We start from the raw sequence: 18892 nt of genomic DNA on the forward strand, positions 1-18892 counted from the left end.
ATGAGCTATGTGATCGACCGACGCCTCAATGGCAAGAACAAGAGCACGGTAAACCGCCAGCGTTTTCTGCGGCGTTACCGTGACCACATCAAGAAGGCTGTCGAAGAGGCAGTCAGTCGCCGCTCCATTACCGATATGGAGCACGGTGAACAGATCAGCATTCCCGGTCGCGACATTGACGAACCGGTGCTTCATCACGGACGCGGCGGCAAGCAGACCGTGGTGCATCCCGGTAACAAAGAGTTCACGTCCGGTGAACATATCGCTCGTCCACCGGGAGGCGGCGGTGGACGCGGTCCGGGCAAGGCGGGGAATTCCGGCGAAGGCATGGACGAGTTCGTCTTCCAGATCACGCAGGAAGAGTTCCTCGAATTCATGTTCGAAGACCTTGAATTGCCGAATCTGGTCAAACGCAACCTGACCGGCACCGACACGTTCAAAACCGTACGCGCCGGGATCAGCAACGAGGGCAATCCGTCGCGGATCAACATCATCCGCACCCTGCGCTCAGCGCATGCGCGTCGTATTGCCCTGTCTGGCAGCAGCCGCGCGAAATTGCGCGAAGCCAAGGAGGAGCTGGCACGGCTCAAGCGCGAAGAACCGGACAACTTCGGCGATATCCAGGAACTCGAGGCTGAAATCGAGAAACTCAGCGCACGCATTCACCGCGTGCCGTTCCTAGATACCTTCGACTTGAAATACAACCTGTTGGTCAAGCAACCCAATCCCAGTTCCAAAGCAGTGATGTTTTGCCTGATGGACGTTTCCGGTTCGATGACGCAGGCGACCAAGGACATCGCCAAGCGCTTCTTCATCCTGCTGTACCTTTTCCTCAAGCGTAACTACGACAAGATCGACGTGGTGTTCATCCGTCACCACACCAGCGCCCGGGAAGTGGACGAAGAGGAGTTTTTCTATTCTCGTGAGACCGGCGGCACCATTGTTTCCAGCGCCCTGAAGCTGATGCAGGAAATCATGGCCGAGCGCTATCCGAGCAATGAGTGGAACATCTACGCCGCTCAGGCCTCCGACGGCGACAACTGGAACGACGATTCGCCGATCTGCCGCGACATCCTGATCAACCAGATCATGCCGTTTGTGCAGTACTACACTTATGTGGAGATCACCCCGCGCGAACATCAGGCGCTGTGGTACGAATACGAACGCATCGCCGAAGCCTTCTCTGACACGTTTGCCCAGCAGCAACTGGTCTCGGCCGGAGATATCTATCCGGTCTTCCGTGAACTCTTCCAGCGCAGGTTAGTGACATGACCGCCAAAGAGCAGAAACGCCAACCGATTTCCACCGGCTCAGAATGGACATTCGAGCTGATCCAGACCTACGACCGTGAAATCGCCCGGATCGCGGCCCGTTATGCACTGGACACCTATCCCAACCAGATCGAAGTGATCACCGCCGAGCAGATGATGGACGCCTATGCCTCGGTGGGCATGCCGCTGGGCTATCACCACTGGTCCTACGGCAAACACTTCCTCAGCACAGAGAAATCCTACAGTCGCGGGCAGATGGGCCTGGCCTACGAGATCGTGATCAACTCCGACCCGTGCATCGCCTATCTGATGGAAGAAAACACCATCTGCATGCAGGCGCTGGTGGTGGCCCATGCCTGCTATGGCCACAACAGCTTCTTCAAGGGCAACTACCTGTTCCGTACCTGGACCGATGCCAGTTCGATCATCGATTACCTGGTGTTCGCCAAGCAGTACATCATGCAGTGCGAGGAACGCCACGGCATCGACGCCGTGGAAGATCTGCTCGATTCCTGCCATGCCTTGATGAATTACGGCGTCGACCGCTACAAGCGTCCGTATCCGATCTCCGCCGAAGAAGAGCGCCGGCGGCAAAAGGACCGTGAAGAGCACATGCAGAAGCAGATCAATGATCTGTGGCGCACCATTCCCAAAGGCGCGGACAAATACAGCGACAAGGACAACGCCCGCTTCCCTGCCGAGCCGCAGGAAAACATCCTCTATTTCATCGAGAAACACGCGCCACTGCTGGAACCCTGGCAACGCGAAATCGTGCGCATCGTGCGCAAGATCGCCCAGTATTTCTATCCGCAGCGCCAGACCCAAGTCATGAACGAAGGCTGGGCAACGTTCTGGCATTACACGCTGATGAATGATCTGTATGACGAAGGCCTGGTCACCGACGGCTTCATGATGGAATTCCTCACCTCGCACACCAGCGTGGTGTTCCAACCGGGTTTCGACAGTCCGTACTACAGCGGCATCAACCCCTATGCGTTGGGTTTCGCCATGTACCGCGACATTCGGCGCATGTGCGAAGAGCCTACCGAAGAGGATCGCCGCTGGTTCCCGGACATCGCCGGTTCCGACTGGCTGTCGACCATCAAGTTCGCCATGAGCAGTTTCAAGGACGAGAGCTTCATCCTGCAGTACCTGTCCCCCAAGGTGATCCGCGATCTGAAGCTGTTCAGCATTCTCGATGACGACCAGAAAGACGACCTGCTGGTGCCGGCCATCCATGACGAGGGCGGCTACCGGATCATCCGTGAAACCCTTGCCGCGCAGTACAACCTCGGCAATCGTGAGCCGAACGTGCAGATCTACAGCATTGATCGGCGCGGCGATCGCTCGCTGACCCTGCGCCATCAGCAGCACGACCGCAAACCCTTGGGCGACTCCACCGAAGAAGTGCTCAAGCACCTGCACCGGCTCTGGGGCTTCGACATTCATCTGGAAACCCTGCAAGGCGACCAGATCATGAAAACCCATCACGTGCCGCCGCGCAGTGAACACAGCGAGGGCGATTACGGCCGGCTCGATCTGGCCGTGATTCATCTTTGATCCGGTTCTGGCCTCCGAAAGTCTGACGCAAGGGTTATCCTGTCGGACTGACGGAGGTTTTTTATGCAGGTTTACAAGGTTGGCGGCGCGGTACGTGATCGCCTTTTAGGGTTGCCGGTCACTGATGTCGACCGGGTCGTGGTCGGCGCGACCACTGAAGAAATGCTCGCCCAGGGGTTTCGCGCGGTTGGCGCGGATTTCCCGGTGTTTCTGCACCCGAAAACCGGTGAGGAATATGCTCTCGCCCGCACGGAGCGCAAAAGCGGTCGCGGTTACGGCGGTTTCACTTTCTACGCGAGTCCCGAAGTCACGCTCGAAGAAGACCTGATTCGACGCGACCTGACGATCAATGCCATGGCCGAGGACGATCAGCTCAACCTGACCGATCCGTATCATGGTCAACGCGACCTCGAAGCACGAATCCTTCGCCATGTTTCCCCGGCGTTCGCCGAAGATCCGTTGCGAGTGCTGCGCGTTGCCCGTTTTGCTGCGCGTTACGCAGGACTGGGCTTCACGGTCGCCGACGAGACCATGGGTTTGATGCGCCAGCTCAGTGAGTCCGGCGAATTGCAGGCGCTGACCGCTGAGCGCAGTTGGAAAGAGATTTCCCGCGCACTGATGGAAGACCGTCCACAGGTGTTCATCCAGGTCTTGCGCGACTGTGGCGCACTCAAAGAGCTAATGCCGGAAGTCGACGCCTTGTTCGGCGTGCCGCAGCCAGAGACCCATCACCCGGAAATCGACACGGGCCTGCACACCCTGAGCGTGCTGGAGCAATCATCCCTGCACAAACAACCACTGACAGTGCGCTGGGCCTGCCTGCTGCACGACTTGGGCAAAGGCCTGACGCCGGAAGAAGAATGGCCCAGGCATATCGCCCATGAGCACACCGGGCTGAAGCTGATCAAAGCGGTCAACGAGCGCTTCAAAGCCCCCAAAGACTGTCAGGAACTGGCGCTGCTGGTCGGGCAATACCACACCCATGGGCACCGGGCGCTGGAGCTGAAAGCCTCGACGCTGCTGGAGTTGCTGCAGAGTTTCGATATTTATCGCCGGCCGCAGCGATTCGAAGAGTTTATCGCCGCGTGCGAGATGGATGCCCGTGGCCGCAAGGGCCTGGAGCAGCGCAGTTATCCACAGGCGGATTATTTGCGCGGAGCGGCGAAAGCTGCACGAGAAGTGGCCGTGCAGCCGTTGCTGGAGCAGGGATTCAAGGGGCCTGAACTGGGCGAAGCGCTGAAGCGGGAACGACTGAAGGCGTTGAAAGCCTACAAAGAGGCGGCGACAGCCTGATGAAAAAACTTCGCGCCCAGGCTCGCTCCCACAGGAGACCTCGATCCCATGTGGGAGCGAGCCTGCTCGCGAAAACGTAAGTCAGATCAACGCAAATCTGGAGGGGTTAATTGCTCCCCCCGCCACTCGAACTCCACCGGCGCCAACACCTGATCAATTTGCGCCTCAGCCCACAACGTCGCAAAGCTCTTGCCCACCCCCGGATGCACCCGATCCGGCGCAATCAACGACAACGGCCACAGCACAAATGCGTTTTTCAGGATTTCCGCACGCGGCAGCATCAATCCATCAAAATTACCCACCAGATCGCCATACAGCAGCACGTCGATATCCAGCGGCAAGCCCTTGCGATCCGGGGCATAGCGACCGTTATCCGCCTCGATGAATTTCAAGCGGCGATCAAGCTCCATCAACGGCAGATCGGTGTAGGCCGAGACCACGAAATTGAAGAACGGCCCGCTCTTGATGCCCACCGGCTGGCTCTCGAACACCGCCGAACAACGGATATCCACCAGGAACGTGGCCAGCGCATCGAGACCGGCGCGCAAATGGGTTTCGCGCTCGATATTGCTACCGAGCCCGAGGTAGACCTGAGTCAGCGACATCCGCGCTCGATCTCCACACCCACACCGCCCTTGGCCGCCGGCACCGCGCCCGGTTTGGTCAGTTTCAGTCGCACCCAGGTGATCTTGAATTCGGCCATCAGCACTTCAACCAGACGCTCGGCAAAGGTTTCGACCAACTGGAACTGCGCCTGCTCGGCGAAGGCCTGAATGCGCGTGGAAACACTGGCGTAATCGAGCGCCAGAGTCAGGTCGTCACCGGCGGCAGCCGGGCGATTGTCCCAGGCGAAGCTCAGATCAAGACGCAGGCACTGACGGATGCCACGCTCCCAGTCGTAGGCACCGATCACGGTGTCGACTTCCAGGCCCTCGATAAACACTCTGTCCAAGCACTTCTCTCCGCTGCACGACAAGGGCGCAATGCGCCGTTAGAATCAGGGCGTCCTCGCCCGGAATAGTTAGCATGTTTTGGTTACTGGCGATTCTCGCCTACCTGCTCGGCTCGCTGTCCTTCGCCATTTTGCTCAGCCGCCTGACCGGAAATCCGGATCCGCGAATGAGTGGCTCGGGTAATGCCGGCGCCACCAACATGCTGCGCCTGGCCGGTCGCAAACTGGCGATCCTGACCCTGCTCGGTGATCTGTGCAAAGGCCTGCTGCCGGTGCTGATCGGCTCGAGCGCGGGCCTCTCACTGCAGGATCAGGCCTGGATTGGCGTGTGCGCCGTGATCGGTCACCTGTTCCCTTTGTACTTTCGCTTTCGCGGCGGCAAAGGCGTTGCCACTGCCGCCGGCATGCTGCTCGGCCTGTATCCACCCGCCGCGCTGCTGGCGGTGTGCGCCTGGCTGCTGACGTTCTACCTGACCCGCACCAGCTCGCTGGCGGCGCTGATTGCCACGCCACTGACCCTGCCATTGCTGGCCTGGCAGGAGCCGGAAGCCTTGCTGCCAATGAGCGCGCTGACCTTGCTGATTGTCTGGCGCCATCGCGGCAATCTACGCGACCTGTTTGCCGGGCGCGAACGGCATTTCTGACTGCCGTTCATGAGCGTCACTCATTACAGCGCCGACAACTGCTCCATTGGCCAGCGTGCCTGCACGGTGATTGCCAGACTTTCCTGCTGACCAGCCTTCAGGCGCTGGCAACCGGCAAACGCGATCATCGCGCCATTGTCGGTGCAGAACTCCGGGCGCGCATAGAACACATCGCCCTTCATATCGCCGAGCATCTTTTCCAGCGAAACCCGCAACGCCTTGTTGGCGCTGACGCCGCCGGCAATCACCAGCCGCTTCATGCCTGCCTGTTTCAGGGCGCGCTTGCACTTGATGGTCAAAGTCTCCACCACGGCCTGCTGGAATGCCAGCGCGATGTCGCAACGGGCTTGCTCGCCGTCGTCCCCGGCGCTGACGCATTGCTGCCACGTGTTGAGGGCGAAGGTTTTCAAGCCGCTGAAGCTGAAGTCCAGACCTGGGCGATCACACATCGGACGCGGAAAAGTGAAACGTCCTGCGACCCCCTTCTCGGCCAGCTTGGCGATTTCCGGCCCGCCGGGGTAATTGAGGCCCATCATCTTTGCGGTTTTGTCGAAGGCTTCACCGGCCGCATCGTCGAGCGTCTCGCCGAGCAGGCTGTACTGGCCAATGCCATCGACCTGAACCAGCTGTGTATGACCACCGGAAACCAACAAAGCGACGAACGGGAATTGCGGCGGTTTCGGCTCCAGCATCGGTGCCAGCAAGTGGCCTTCCATATGGTGCACGCCAAGCGCCGGAATGCCCCAGGCAAACGCCAGCGCCTGCGCGCAGGAGGCACCGACCAGCAGCGCGCCGACCAGGCCAGGACCTGCGGTGTAGGCGATTGCGTCGATCTCGGTCGGCACACAGTCGGCCTCGGCCAACACCTGACGGATCAAGGGCAGCATGCGTTTGACGTGGTCACGCGAGGCCAGCTCCGGCACTACACCGCCATAGACGCGGTGAAGGTCGATCTGACTGAACAGCGCGTCGGCCAGCAGACCGCGTTCACTGTCATACAATGCGACGCCGGTTTCGTCGCAGGAGGTTTCTAATCCCAGTACTAGCATGGGTTTGCGCCTTGTTTAGGCTGAATTCGAAGGCGCGCATAATAGTCGCCACGTGATGCCCCGACCAGCGGTTTTCGATCAGAGGCTTTGCATTCCGAGCGATGAGGGGTTAACATCCGCAACCCTTAAAAACCGACGTCTTCAAGTGCTCTTTTGCCGCGAGGATGTTGACCCCGGTAATGAATGAAGGTAGCTCTGGATGCCAGCCGTCAAAGTAAAAGAGAACGAACCCTTCGACGTAGCTCTGCGTCGTTTCAAGCGCTCCTGCGAAAAAGCCGGTGTACTGGCTGAAGTTCGTAGCCGCGAATTTTACGAGAAGCCAACTTCTGAGCGTAAGCGCAAAGCAGCAGCCGCTGTTAAGCGTCACGCCAAGAAAGTTCAGCGCGAACAGCGCCGCGCCGTTCGTCTGTACTAATCCACAGACGTTCGTAGCAAGCTTCTTGCCTAAGCCCGGCCCTCAGCCGGGCTAATGGCATTTGCGTAAAACGCTTGATGCTTCACCGTCGACGCCGCCGATGCGACCGAGACAAATCTGCTTCACCGCGTCAGGCCTGGCTCTTCTGCCAGCGGTGCACGTCTTTTCTGACGAGCCTTTCAAGGCTACTGACGAGCACACCCACTGATTCCTCTTACGACGATCAGCCCAAGGCACCTGCATGCGTGCCCGCTTTATTGAGCTATCCGAGGCCGACAACCGGCCGTCAGCGGATTCAGCGCAACACTTTCACATAGTCGAAGACTGATAGGTACTAACGTCAGTGGATTTTCGGCAGATACACTTCCCGACAGCGATCACGCAGACGACACCGGTCGAGCCGCACTTTTTGTGCGTTTCCAGCAATGGCCCGCGTCCGACAGCCTGTCGCAACGGATTTATTACAGCGCAGACGACGAGAACGCCATGGCCGGGCTGATTCCCCAGAGCTTCATTGACGACCTGCTGAACCGCACCGACATCGTCGACGTGGTCAGCTCGCGCGTGCAATTGAAGAAGGCCGGCAAGAACTACACCGCCTGCTGCCCGTTCCATAAAGAGAAAACCCCGTCATTCAGCGTCAGCCCCGACAAACAGTTCTATTACTGCTTCGGTTGCGGCGCCGGGGGCAACGCCCTCGGCTTTCTCATGGATCACGACAATCTGGATTTCCCCCAGGCTGTCGAAGATCTGGCCAAAGCCGCCGGCATGGAAATCCCCCGCGAAGAAAGCGGCCGCGAGCGTAAGCCGCGTCAGCCGACCGATTCGCCGCTGTATCCACTGCTCACCGCCGCCGCTGATTTTTACCGGCAGGCACTCAAGAGCCATCCGTCGCGCAAGGCTGCGGTGGATTACCTCAAGGGCCGCGGCCTGACCGGCGAGATCGCTCGGGATTTCGGCCTCGGCTTTGCGCCGCCAGGCTGGGACAACCTGCTCAAGCATCTCAGCAGCGACACCCTGCAACAGAAGGCCATGATCGAAGCCGGCCTGCTGATCGAGAACGCCGAAACCGGTAAGCGCTACGATCGCTTCCGCGATCGCGTGATGTTCCCGATCCGCGACACCCGTGGACGGATCATCGCCTTCGGCGGTCGCGTACTGGGCGACGACAAGCCCAAGTACCTGAACTCACCGGAAACCCCGGTATTCCATAAAGGCCAGGAACTCTACGGCCTTTATGAAGCGCGCAAGAACAATCGCAACCTCGATGAAATCATCGTTGTCGAGGGTTACATGGACGTCATCGCCCTCGCCCAGCAAGGCTTGCGCAATGCCGTCGCCACGCTGGGCACCGCGACCAGCGAAGAACACCTCAAGCGCCTGTTTCGCGTCGTGCCGAACGTATTGTTCTGCTTCGACGGCGACCAGGCCGGCCGCAACGCCGCGTGGCGCGCACTGGAAGCGACCCTGCCGTGCCTGCAGGACGGTCGTCGCGCGCGGTTCCTGTTTTTGCCCGAAGGCGAAGACCCGGACACCCTGGTTCGCGCCGAAGGCACCGACGCATTCAAGGCGCGCATCAATCAGCACGCGCAGCCGCTGGCCGATTATTTTTTCCAGCAACTGACCGAAGAATCCGACCCGCGCTCGCTTGAGGGCAAGGCGCACATGGCCACCCTCGCTGCACCATTGATCGACAGGGTGCCGGGAGCGAACCTGCGCATCCTCATGCGTCAGCGCCTGACCGAGATTACCGGCCTGAGCAGCGAGACCGTCAGCCAGTTGGTTCAGAGTGCGCCGCAGGAAGCACCGCCCGCCTACGATCCGGGCTTCGATTACGACGCCATGCCGGACTACAGCGACTACCATCAGCCGCAGGCACAGGACATGTACGCGCCGCAGCAGGAATGGACGCCGAAGAAACCCGGCGCCGGCGGCAAGAAGTGGGACAAGAAACCGTGGGACAAGAACGGCAAGCGTGGTGGCGATCGTGAACAGCAGCGCCCGCGCACGCCGATTGGCGTTGAATCGCCAACCCTGACGGCATTGAGAACATTGCTCCATCATCCGCAACTGGCCAAGCGCGTCGAAGACGCCGGGCACATTGCCGATGAAAATCAGACCAACGCCCAGTTGCTTGTGGCGCTGCTCGAAGCCGTACAGAAGAATCCCAAGCTAAACTCATTTCAGTTGATCGCGCGATGGCACGGTACTGAACAGGGTCGCTTGCTCAAGGCGCTGGCAGAAAAGGAATGGCTGATTGACGGAGATAACCTTGAACAACAGTTTTTCGACACCATTACTAGCTTGTCCGCCCGCCAACGCGAGCGAAATCTCGAACAGTTACTCAGGAAAGCGCGGCAAAGCGAACTGAGCGTCGAAGAGAAAAATCAACTGCGCGACCTTTTAAGTCGCAATGTTTCCGCATCAAACCCGACCTCAACTGGCGCGTGAGGTCATAGCTCAGGTATAATCCTCGGCTTGTTTTTTGCCCGCCAAGACCTTCAGTGGATAGGGTGTTATGTCCGGAAAAGCGCAACAGCAGTCTCGTATTATTGAGTTGATCAAACTGGGTCGTGAGCAGAAGTATCTGACTTACGCCGAGGTCAACGACCACCTGCCCGAGGATATTTCAGATCCGGAGCAGGTGGAAGACATCATCCGCATGATTAACGACATGGGGATCCCCGTACACGAGAGTGCTCCGGATGCGGACGCCCTTATGTTGGCCGACGCCGATACCGACGAGGCCGCTGCGGAAGAAGCAGCCGCTGCGTTGGCGGCGGTGGAGACCGATATCGGTCGCACCACCGACCCGGTGCGCATGTACATGCGTGAAATGGGTACGGTCGAGCTTCTGACCCGTGAAGGCGAAATCGAAATCGCCAAGCGGATCGAAGAAGGCATTCGTGAAGTGATGAGCGCGATTGCGCACTTCCCCGGCACGGTTGACCACATTCTCTCCGAGTACACCCGCGTCACCACCGAAGGTGGTCGCCTGTCCGACGTCCTGAGCGGTTATATCGACCCGGACGACGGCATCGCGCCGCCTGCGGCAGAAGTGCCGCCGCCGGTTGACCCGAAAGCCGTCAAGGCCGACGACGACACCGACGACGATGATGCCGAATCTTCCGATGACGAAGAAGAAGCCGAAAGCGGTCCGGATCCGGTCATCGCTGCGCAGCGCTTCGGCGCCGTCGCCGACCAGATGGAAATCACCCGCAAGGCCCTGAAAAAGCACGGTCGTCACAACAAGGCAGCGGTTGCCGAGTTGCTGGCCCTGGCCGAGCTGTTCATGCCGATCAAACTGGTGCCGAAGCAATTCGAAGCCCTGGTCGAGCGTGTGCGCAGTGCCCTGGATCGTCTGCGTCAGCAAGAGCGCGCGATCATGCAGTTGTGCGTACGTGATGCACGTATGCCACGCGCCGATTTCCTGCGTCAGTTCCCGGGTAACGAAGTCGACGAAAGCTGGTCCGACGCCCTGGCCAAAGGCAAGAGCAAGTACGCCGAAGCCATCGGTCGCGTGCAGCCGGACATCATCCGTTGCCAGCAGAAGCTGATCGCACTGGAAACCGAGACCGGCCTGACCATTGCTGAAATCAAGGACATCAACCGTCGCATGTCGATCGGTGAGGCCAAGGCCCGCCGCGCGAAGAAAGAGATGGTTGAAGCCAACCTGCGTCTGGTGATCTCGATCGCCAAGAAGTACACCAACCGCGGCCTGCAATTCCTCGATCTGATCCAGGAAGGCAACATCGGCCTGATGAAGGCGGTGGACAAGTTCGAATACCGTCGCGGTTACAAGTTCTCGACTTATGCCACCTGGTGGATCCGTCAGGCGATCACTCGCTCGATCGCCGACCAGGCGCGCACCATCCGTATTCCGGTGCACATGATCGAGACGATCAACAAGCTCAACCGTATTTCCCGGCAGATGTTGCAGGAAATGGGTCGCGAACCCACCCCGGAAGAGCTGGGCGAACGCATGGAAATGCCTGAGGACAAGATCCGCAAGGTATTGAAGATCGCTAAAGAGCCGATCTCCATGGAAACCCCGATCGGTGATGACGAAGACTCCCATCTGGGCGACTTCATCGAAGACTCGACCATGCAGTCGCCAATCGATGTCGCCACGGTGGAAAGCCTGAAGGAAGCGACTCGCGAAGTGCTGTCCGGCCTCACTGCCCGTGAAGCCAAGGTACTGCGCATGCGTTTCGGTATCGACATGAACACCGACCATACGCTCGAAGAAGTGGGCAAACAGTTTGACGTAACGCGTGAGCGGATTCGTCAGATCGAAGCCAAGGCGTTGCGCAAGCTGCGCCATCCGACGCGAAGCGAGCATCTGCGCTCCTTCCTCGACGAGTGATACCAGAACCCCCGGCCCAGGCCGGGGTTTTTGTTTTATGGCAGATTAAATTCCCCGCTCCGCCCTCCCCACCGCGTACCCCGTCTACACTCGAAACAATCATCCCCAAGCCGTGACGAGAGCGTTATGCCCAGACTGGCGCCCGTGCTTTTTCTGCTGTCATTGATGATCTGCACCGCCACGGCTGACGCGCTGACTCTCACCGATGAAGAACGCAGCTGGCTGGCGGCTCACCCTGACTTGCGCCTGGGTGTCGACGCGTCGTGGCCGCCTTTCGAATTTCGTGACGATCAGAACCGCTATCAGGGTCTGGCCGCTGACTATATCGACGTGATTCGCCAACGCCTGGCGATCAAGCTGACGCCGATCGAACCGGCAAGCTGGACGGTGGTGCTGGAGCAGGTGAAAAAAGGCAAGATCGATTTGCTGCCAGGGATCATGTCCACGCCGGAGCGCCAGAATTACCTGGCATTTACCCGGCCGTACCTCGACTTCCCGATCGTCATCCTTGCCCATGTCGGCGGCGCCCAGCCGCGCAAACTCGACGACCTGTACGGTCTGAAAATCGCCGTGGTGGAAAACTACGCCCCCCACGAACTGCTGCGTACTCACCACCCCGATCTGAATCTGGTCGCCATGCCCAATGTCAGCTCGGCGCTGCAAGCTTTGGCGACCGATGAAGTAGACGCGGTGGTCGGCGATCTCGCTTCCAGCGTGTGGAGCCTGCGCCAACTCAAGCTCGACGGCCTCTACGTCAGCGGCGAAACCCCATATCGCTATCAATTGGCGATGGCCGTGCCCCGCGACAACAAGGTGCTGGTCGGGATACTTGATAAAGTCCTCGCCGACATGACGCCGGCGGAAATCAGTAGCATCCAGGAACATTGGGTCGGCAATGTGCTCGACCACCGCACGTTCTGGTCGGACCTGCTGATGTACGGTCTGCCCGGTCTGTTGTTGCTGATGACGATCCTCGCCGTGGTGATTCGCATCAACCGCCGCCTGAGTTCGGAAATCAGCCGGCGCATCGACCTCGAACAGGAATTGCGCAGTAGCGAATATCACTACCGTGGCCTGGTAGAGAGCTTGTCGGCAATCGCCTGGGAAGCGCGGATGAGCGACTTCACCTACAGCTATGTTTCGCCCCATGCTGAAGACCTGCTCGGGTATCCACAGTCTCACTGGCTGATTCCGGGTTTCTGGCACAACATCATTCACCCGGCCGACCTGACCCGCACGCAGAACTATTGCAGGGAAGCGCTGCGCCAGGGCCGCGATCACATCGTCGACTATCGCGTGATCACCGCCGACGGCCGCTGCCTGTGGGTGCGCGACATTGTCAGCCTGATCGAGCATGGCCACGAACCGGTGATGCGCGGGTTGATGATCGATATCAGCGAAATCAAACGCACCGAAGAAGCGCTGCGGCTGTCCGAGCAGAAGTTCGCTTCGGTGTTCGAGCAATGCCCGGACATTCTGGTGATTGCACGCCTGTCCGACGGCTGCCTGCTGGAGGTCAACGAGGCCTTCGAAGAGCAGATCGGCCTCAGGGCCGAGGACGTGATCGGCCAGACCGCCACCAACCTCAATATCTGGGGCATCCCCGGCGTCGGGCCGGGCCTCTTGCAGCGTTTGCAGGCCGGCAGTATCCGTAATCTGGAAATGCCCTTTCGCCGCAACAACGGCCAAGTCTTCACCGGGCTGATTTCCGCCGAGCCTTTCGACCTCGATACCACGCCGGCGCTGGTGGTGGTGGTTCGCGACATCAGCCAGCTCAAGGAAACCCAACAGCAACTGCAAACCTCTGAAGAGAAATTCGCCAAGGCTTTCCATGCGTCGCCCGACGGCCTGTTGCTGTCGCGCCAGAGCGACGGCCTGCTGCTGGAGGTCAACGAAGGTTTCAGCCGCATCACCGGTTTCAACAGCGCCATGTCAGTGGATCGTTCGACGCTGGATCTGGGTATCTGGGTCAACCTCAACGAACGCAAACAGATGCTCGACCTGCTGCAACGCGACGGTTTCGTCCGCGACTTCACATGCCACATCCGTCGCAGCGACGGGCAGATTCGCCTGTGCGAAGTGTCCAGTCGACCGCTGCCGATTGGCGACGAGGATTGCATGCTGACCATCGCCCGCGACATCACCGAACGCCATCTCATGCAGGAAAAACTGCAGCAGGCCGCGACCGTTTTCGAGAGCACCGCCGAGGGCGTATTGATCACCGATACTCAACAACACATCAGCGCCGTTAATCGTGCTTTCACCGAAATCACCGGTTACAGCGAAAGTGAAGCGCTGGGCCACACGCCACGCTTGCTGGCGTCAGGGCTGCATGACAGCGCTTTCTACGCCGCGATGTGGCATCAATTGACCGACGAGGGACACTGGCAAGGCGAGATTTCCAACCGGCGCAAGAACGGCGAGCTGTACCCGAGCTGGCTGACGATCAGCGCGGTGCGCAATCGCGACAAGTTCATCACTCACTTCGTCGCGGTGTTCGCCGATATTTCCAGCCTCAAGCATGCCCAGGCCAAACTCGATTATCAGGCCCACCACGACCCGCTCACCGGTTTGCCCAACCGCACCTTGTTCGAGAGTCGCCTGCAAATGGCCCTGACCAGCCAGCAGGAAAATGGTGGCCAGGGCGCGGTGCTGTTTCTCGATCTCGACCGCTTCAAACACATCAACGACAGCCTCGGCCACCCGGTCGGCGACCTGTTGCTCAAGGGCATCGCCGTGCGCTTGAAAGAACAACTGCGCGATATCGACACGGTCGCGCGATTGGGCGGTGACGAATTCATCATCCTGTTGCCAGGCTTGCAGCAAGCCAGCGACGCCGACAACATCGCGGCGAAACTGCTCAACTGCTTCGGCGCGCCGTTCCAGGCCGGCGAACACGAGTTCTTTATCAGCGCCAGCATCGGCACCAGCCTCTATCCCCGCGACGGTTGCGATGTGGCCACGCTGGTGAAAAACGCCGACGCGGCGATGTACCGCTCCAAAGCCAAAGGACGCAACCGCGTCGAAAGCTACACCCGCGACCTCACCGCCCAGGCCAGCGAGCGCATAGCGCTGGAACACGAACTGCGCCGCGCCATCGAGCGCGATGAGCTGTCTCTCTATTACCAACCGAAAATCAGCCTGGTCGATCACAGTCTGGTCGGTGCAGAGGCGCTGATTCGCTGGCGCCACCCGACCTTCGGCGACGTGCCGCCCGAGCATTTCATTCCGTTGGCGGAAGAAAACGGCATGATCCTGCAGATCGGTGACTGGGTGCTGGAGACCGCTTGCCGGCAGATGTTCGAGTGGAACGAGATCTACCAACCGTTGGGGCCGCTTTCGGTAAACCTCGCCGGTGCGCAATTGCGTCAGCCCAACCTCTTGGTGCGCATCGAACAACTGCTCAAGGACAACCACCTCAGGCCGGATTTACTGCAACTGGAAATTACCGAGAATTTCATCATGAGTCAGGCAGAAGAGGCGCTGGCGGTGCTGCACCAACTCAAACACCTCGGTGTGCAACTGGCGATCGACGACTTCGGCACCGGCTACTCCTCGCTCAGCTACCTCAAACGCCTGCCGCTGGACATCCTCAAGATTGATCAATCCTTCGTCCGCGGACTGCCTGACGACCCCCACGACGCAGCCATTGTGCGCGCCATCATCGCTCTGGGGCGCAGCATGCAATTCACCGTGATTGCCGAAGGCGTGGAAACCCAGGCGCAACAACAATTCCTCGCTGCTGAAGGGTGCGAACAGATACAGGGCTACATCGTCAGCCTGCCGCTGCCCCCGGAGGAATTCGCCGCGACGTTTCTGCATGTAACCGTATCGGATTTTTCGGATAGCACAGCCGCGAAACCGTCGCTATAATCCGCGGCCTACTGAGGGCCTATAGCTCAGTTGGTTAGAGCAGAGGACTCATAATCCTTTGGTCCACGGTTCGAGTCCGTGTGGGCCCACCAAATTGAAAAGCCGCGCTGAATGCGCGGCTTTTTTGTGGGCGAGTGGTTGGGTTTCGTCTTGGCGGGCGCAACGTTCTGGAACTGCGCAGGAAAATCCGTTTGAGAGAACGCAGAAAGCCCCAACGCGATTGTCCCTGTACCATCCTTAACCTGATTGTCCCATGCCACCGGAGTCCCCCTTGCCAGACACCCGCCAACCCATCCTCGACGAAATCGACCGCCAACTGATCGCCGCGCTGCAAATCAACGCCCGCGAAAGCGTGGCCATGCTCGCCCGTCAGCTAGGCATTGCTCGCACGACGGTGACGTCGCGTCTGGCCCGCCTGGAAAAGGCCAAGGTAATCACCGGTTATGGCGTGCGCTTGGGTCAGCGTGTGGTCGATGGTGGCTTGCAGGCCTACGTTGGGATCAAGGTGCAGCCGCGTTCCGGCAAGGACGTGCTGCGGCGCTTGAGTGCGATGGCGCAGGTGCAGCAGTTGTGCGCAGTGAGTGGCGAGTTTGATTATGTCGCGTGGTTGCGCACCGATTCGCCGGAGCAGCTCGATCAGTTGCTGGATCAGATTGGCAGCGTCGATGGGGTGGAGAAAACCACGACTTCGATCATTCTGAGCAGCAAGATTGATCGCGGGCAGCCGGTCTGAGCATTGGCCGGGCATTCTGGCTGAGCCGCTTCGCAAGCACGCCCGCTCCCACTTCTTTGGTCGGTATGCAGCCTGCAATCGTCAATCTGCACAACAATCAGGCAAAACGACGACACATTGCGTCTTATTAACGCGCTCCACGCTCCCTAGAATGGCTGGCATCTTTTCCTATACTCAGACGCGAATCCTGCGTCGGGTCGCCAATAAGGTCAGCCATGAACAAGAACAATCGCCATCCTGCAGACGGAAAAAAACCAGTCACCATTTTCGGTCCGGACTTTCCGTTCGCGTTTGACGACTGGATCGAGCATCCCGCCGGGCTGGGCAGCATTCCCGAGCAGCACCATGGCGCTGAGGTGGCGATTGTCGGCGCGGGTATTGCCGGTCTGGTGGCTGCGTATGAACTGATGAAACTCGGTTTGAAGCCGGTGGTGTACGAGGCGTCGAAACTCGGTGGTCGTCTGCGCTCGCAGGCATTCAACGGCACCGATGCCATCGTCGCCGAGCTCGGTGGCATGCGCTTTCCGGTCTCCTCCACAGCGTTCTACCACTACGTCGACAAGCTCGGCCTCGAAACCAAGCCCTTCCCCAACCCGCTGACCGGCGCGTCTGGCAGTACCGTGATCGATCTGGAGGGCGAAACCTATTACGCCGAAAGCCTGAAGGATCTTCCTGCATTGTTTCAGGAAGTGGCTGACGCCTGGGCAGATGCGCTGGAAGCCGGTTCGCAGTTCTCCGACATTCAGCAAGCCATCCGTGATCGCGATGTGCCGCGCCTGAAAGAGTTGTGGAACAAGCTGGTGCCGCTGTGGGACGACCGGACCTTTTACGACTTCGTCGCCACCTCGAAAGCCTTCGCCAAATTGTCGTTCCAGCACCGCGAAGTGTTCGGTCAGGTCGGTTTCGGCACCGGCGGCTGGGATTCGGACTTTCCCAATTCGATGCTGGAAATCTTCCGCGTGGTAATGACCAATTGCGACGATCACCAGCACCTGGTGGTCGGTGGCGTCGAGCAGGTGCCACAGGGCATCTGGCGCCATGTGCCGGAGCGCTGCGTGCACTGGCCGGCCGGCACCAGCCTGAAATCCCTGCACCGTGGCGCACCGCGTTCCGGTGTGAAGAAGATTGCCCACGCACCGCAAGGCCGTTTCGCCGTAACCGACAACAACGGTGACACCCGCGAATACGCCGCCGTCCTGACAACCTGCCAGAGCTGGCTGCTGACCACTCAGATCGAATGCGACGAAACCCTGTTCTCGCAGAAGATGTGGATGGCCCTCGACCGCACGCGCTACATGCAGTCGTCGAAAACCTTCGTGATGGTCGACCGACCATTCTGGAAGGACAAGGATCCGGAGACCGGCCGCGATGTGATGAGCATGACCCTCACCGATCGCCTGACCCGTGGCACCTATCTGTTCGACAACGGCGACGACAAGCCGGGAGTGATCTGCCTGTCTTACTCGTGGATGAGCGACGCGCTGAAAATGCTCCCGCATCCGGTAGAAAAACGCGTTGAACTGGCATTGAACGCGCTGAAAAAGATCTACCCGAAAGTCGACATCGCCGCACGGATCATCGGCGATCCGATCACCGTGTCGTGGGAAGCCGATCCGTACTTCCTCGGTGCCTTCAAGGGCGCCCTGCCCGGCCATTACCGCTACAACCAGCGCATGTATGCGCACTTCATGCAGGACGATATGCCGGCCGAGCAGCGCGGGATTTTCATCGCCGGCGACGACGTGTCGTGGACCCCGGCGTGGGTCGAAGGCGCGGTGCAGACCTCGCTCAACGCGGTGTGGGGCATCATGAAACATTTCGGCGGTTCGACACATAAAGAGAACCCGGGCCCGGGTGATGTGTTCAAAGACATCGGCCCTATCGCCCTGCCCGAGTAAGAGGATACCCCGATGCGCGTAGCCGTTTACCAATGTCCACCGCTGCCACTGGACCCCGCCGCCAACCTGCAGCGCCTGCATCAGGTAGCGATGGAGGCCAAGGGCGCCGACCTGCTGGTGCTGCCGGAAATGTTCATGACCGGCTACAACATCGGCGCCGAAGCGGTGAGCACGCTGGCCGAGGTCTACAACGGTGAATGGGCGCAGCAGATCGGCCGGATTGCCAAGGCTGCGGGTCTGGCGATCGTTTACGGTTATCCGGAGCGCACCGCCGACGGGCAGATCTACAACGCCGTGCAACTGATCGACGCCCACGGCGAGCGCCTGTGCAACTATCGAAAGTCGCATCTGTTTGGCGATCTCGACCGGTCGATGTTCAGCCCCGGTGACTCCGACTTGCCGGTGGTTGAATTGAACGGCTGGAAGCTCGGCTTCCTGATCTGCTACGACCTGGAGTTTCCGGAAAACGCGCGGCGCCTGGCCTTGACCGGCGCCGAGCTGATCGTGGTGCCGACGGCCAACATGATTCCATTCGATTTCGTTGCCGATGTCACCGTGCGTGCCCGCGCCTTCGAAAACCAGTGCTACGTGGCTTACGCCAATTACTGCGGGCATGAAGGCGATATTCAGTACTGTGGGCAAAGCAGCATTGCCGCGCCGGACGGCAGCCGTATCGCCCTGGCAGGACTGGACGAGGCGTTGATCGTCGGTGAACTGGATCGACAACTGATGAGCGACTCACGTCAGGCCAATCGCTATCTCAGCGATCGCCGCCCGGAGCTTTACGGCGCGCTCAACCGCCGCTAATCCGCTAGCATGGGCACTTCACTGTTCTGGA

General features: G+C 59.6%; 14 protein-coding genes and 1 tRNA gene. 12 read left to right on the forward strand and 3 right to left on the reverse strand.

Features of this window, described 5'->3' with window-relative positions:
- From D8U61_RS14295 to D8U61_RS14305, 3 genes are all read left to right on the forward strand, one after another.
- Positions 1 to 1272, forward strand: a 1272-nt coding sequence (locus D8U61_RS14295; RefSeq protein ID WP_130887899.1) for a YeaH/YhbH family protein, incomplete at its 5' end; no start/stop codon positions are given.
- The gene (locus D8U61_RS14300) at positions 1269 to 2831 is read left to right on the forward strand and encodes a SpoVR family protein (protein ID WP_024014545.1); all 1563 of its coding nucleotides are present in this window, start codon (positions 1269 to 1271) and stop codon (positions 2829 to 2831) included. The genes D8U61_RS14295 and D8U61_RS14300, both read left to right, overlap by 4 nt.
- Positions 2832 to 2894: 63 nt before the next feature.
- A complete protein-coding gene (locus D8U61_RS14305; RefSeq protein WP_130927154.1) occupies positions 2895 to 4124 on the forward strand; it encodes a multifunctional CCA addition/repair protein in 1230 nt (409 codons plus the stop codon).
- A gap of 86 nt (positions 4125 to 4210) precedes the next feature.
- On the opposite strand, the gene folK is transcribed toward D8U61_RS14305, so the two are convergent.
- A complete protein-coding gene (gene folK, locus D8U61_RS14310; RefSeq protein ID WP_130902121.1) occupies positions 4211 to 4729 on the reverse strand; it encodes a 2-amino-4-hydroxy-6-hydroxymethyldihydropteridine diphosphokinase in 519 nt (172 codons plus the stop codon).
- Entirely contained in the window at positions 4720 to 5076 is a 357-nt protein-coding gene (folB, locus tag D8U61_RS14315; RefSeq protein WP_016772885.1) for a dihydroneopterin aldolase, read from the reverse strand. The genes folK and folB overlap by 10 nt, the downstream gene beginning before the upstream one ends.
- A 74-nt stretch (positions 5077 to 5150) precedes the next feature.
- On the opposite strand from folB, the gene plsY reads away from it, so the two are divergent.
- Entirely contained in the window at positions 5151 to 5720 is a 570-nt protein-coding gene (plsY, locus tag D8U61_RS14320) for a glycerol-3-phosphate 1-O-acyltransferase PlsY (protein ID WP_125925519.1), read from the forward strand.
- Positions 5721 to 5743: 23 nt separating this feature from the next.
- Here plsY and tsaD read toward each other — a convergent pair whose 3' ends face one another.
- A complete protein-coding gene (gene tsaD / locus D8U61_RS14325) occupies positions 5744 to 6769 on the reverse strand; it encodes a tRNA (adenosine(37)-N6)-threonylcarbamoyltransferase complex transferase subunit TsaD (protein ID WP_016772883.1) in 1026 nt (341 codons plus the stop codon).
- Positions 6770 to 6968: 199 nt separating this feature from the next.
- Between tsaD and rpsU the strand changes: the two genes are divergently transcribed.
- From rpsU to D8U61_RS14365, 8 genes are all read left to right on the forward strand, one after another.
- Positions 6969 to 7184 (forward strand): 30S ribosomal protein S21, encoded by a 216-nt coding sequence (gene rpsU / locus D8U61_RS14330; RefSeq protein WP_002551877.1) that lies wholly within the window; start codon positions 6969 to 6971, stop codon positions 7182 to 7184.
- A gap of 486 nt (positions 7185 to 7670) precedes the next feature.
- A complete protein-coding gene (dnaG, locus tag D8U61_RS14335; RefSeq protein WP_016772882.1) occupies positions 7671 to 9635 on the forward strand; it encodes a DNA primase in 1965 nt (654 codons plus the stop codon).
- Positions 9636 to 9702: 67 nt separating this feature from the next.
- Positions 9703 to 11550 carry an RNA polymerase sigma factor RpoD gene (gene rpoD, locus D8U61_RS14340; RefSeq protein WP_024014550.1) on the forward strand — a complete coding sequence of 616 codons (1848 nt, stop codon included), beginning with the start codon at positions 9703 to 9705 and terminating at the stop codon, positions 11548 to 11550.
- A 126-nt stretch (positions 11551 to 11676) separates the two neighbouring features.
- A complete protein-coding gene (locus D8U61_RS14345; RefSeq protein WP_130927155.1) occupies positions 11677 to 15423 on the forward strand; it encodes a bifunctional diguanylate cyclase/phosphodiesterase in 3747 nt (1248 codons plus the stop codon).
- A gap of 15 nt (positions 15424 to 15438) precedes the next feature.
- Positions 15439 to 15515 (forward strand) — tRNA-Ile (locus D8U61_RS14350).
- A gap of 179 nt (positions 15516 to 15694) precedes the next feature.
- A complete protein-coding gene (locus D8U61_RS14355) occupies positions 15695 to 16156 on the forward strand; it encodes an Lrp/AsnC family transcriptional regulator (protein ID WP_016772879.1) in 462 nt (153 codons plus the stop codon).
- A 215-nt stretch (positions 16157 to 16371) separates the two neighbouring features.
- Positions 16372 to 18054, forward strand: coding sequence for an NAD(P)/FAD-dependent oxidoreductase (locus tag D8U61_RS14360; protein ID WP_016772878.1), 1683 nt, complete (start codon positions 16372 to 16374; stop codon positions 18052 to 18054).
- A 12-nt stretch (positions 18055 to 18066) separates the two neighbouring features.
- Entirely contained in the window at positions 18067 to 18861 is a 795-nt protein-coding gene (locus tag D8U61_RS14365; RefSeq protein ID WP_130927156.1) for a carbon-nitrogen hydrolase family protein, read from the forward strand.
- Positions 18862 to 18892: the final 31 nt, after the last annotated feature.

The sequence above is a fragment of the Pseudomonas sp. Sample_14 genome, from assembly GCF_004307515.1.
Taxonomy (GTDB): Bacteria; Pseudomonadota; Gammaproteobacteria; order Pseudomonadales; family Pseudomonadaceae; genus Aquipseudomonas; species Aquipseudomonas atacamensis.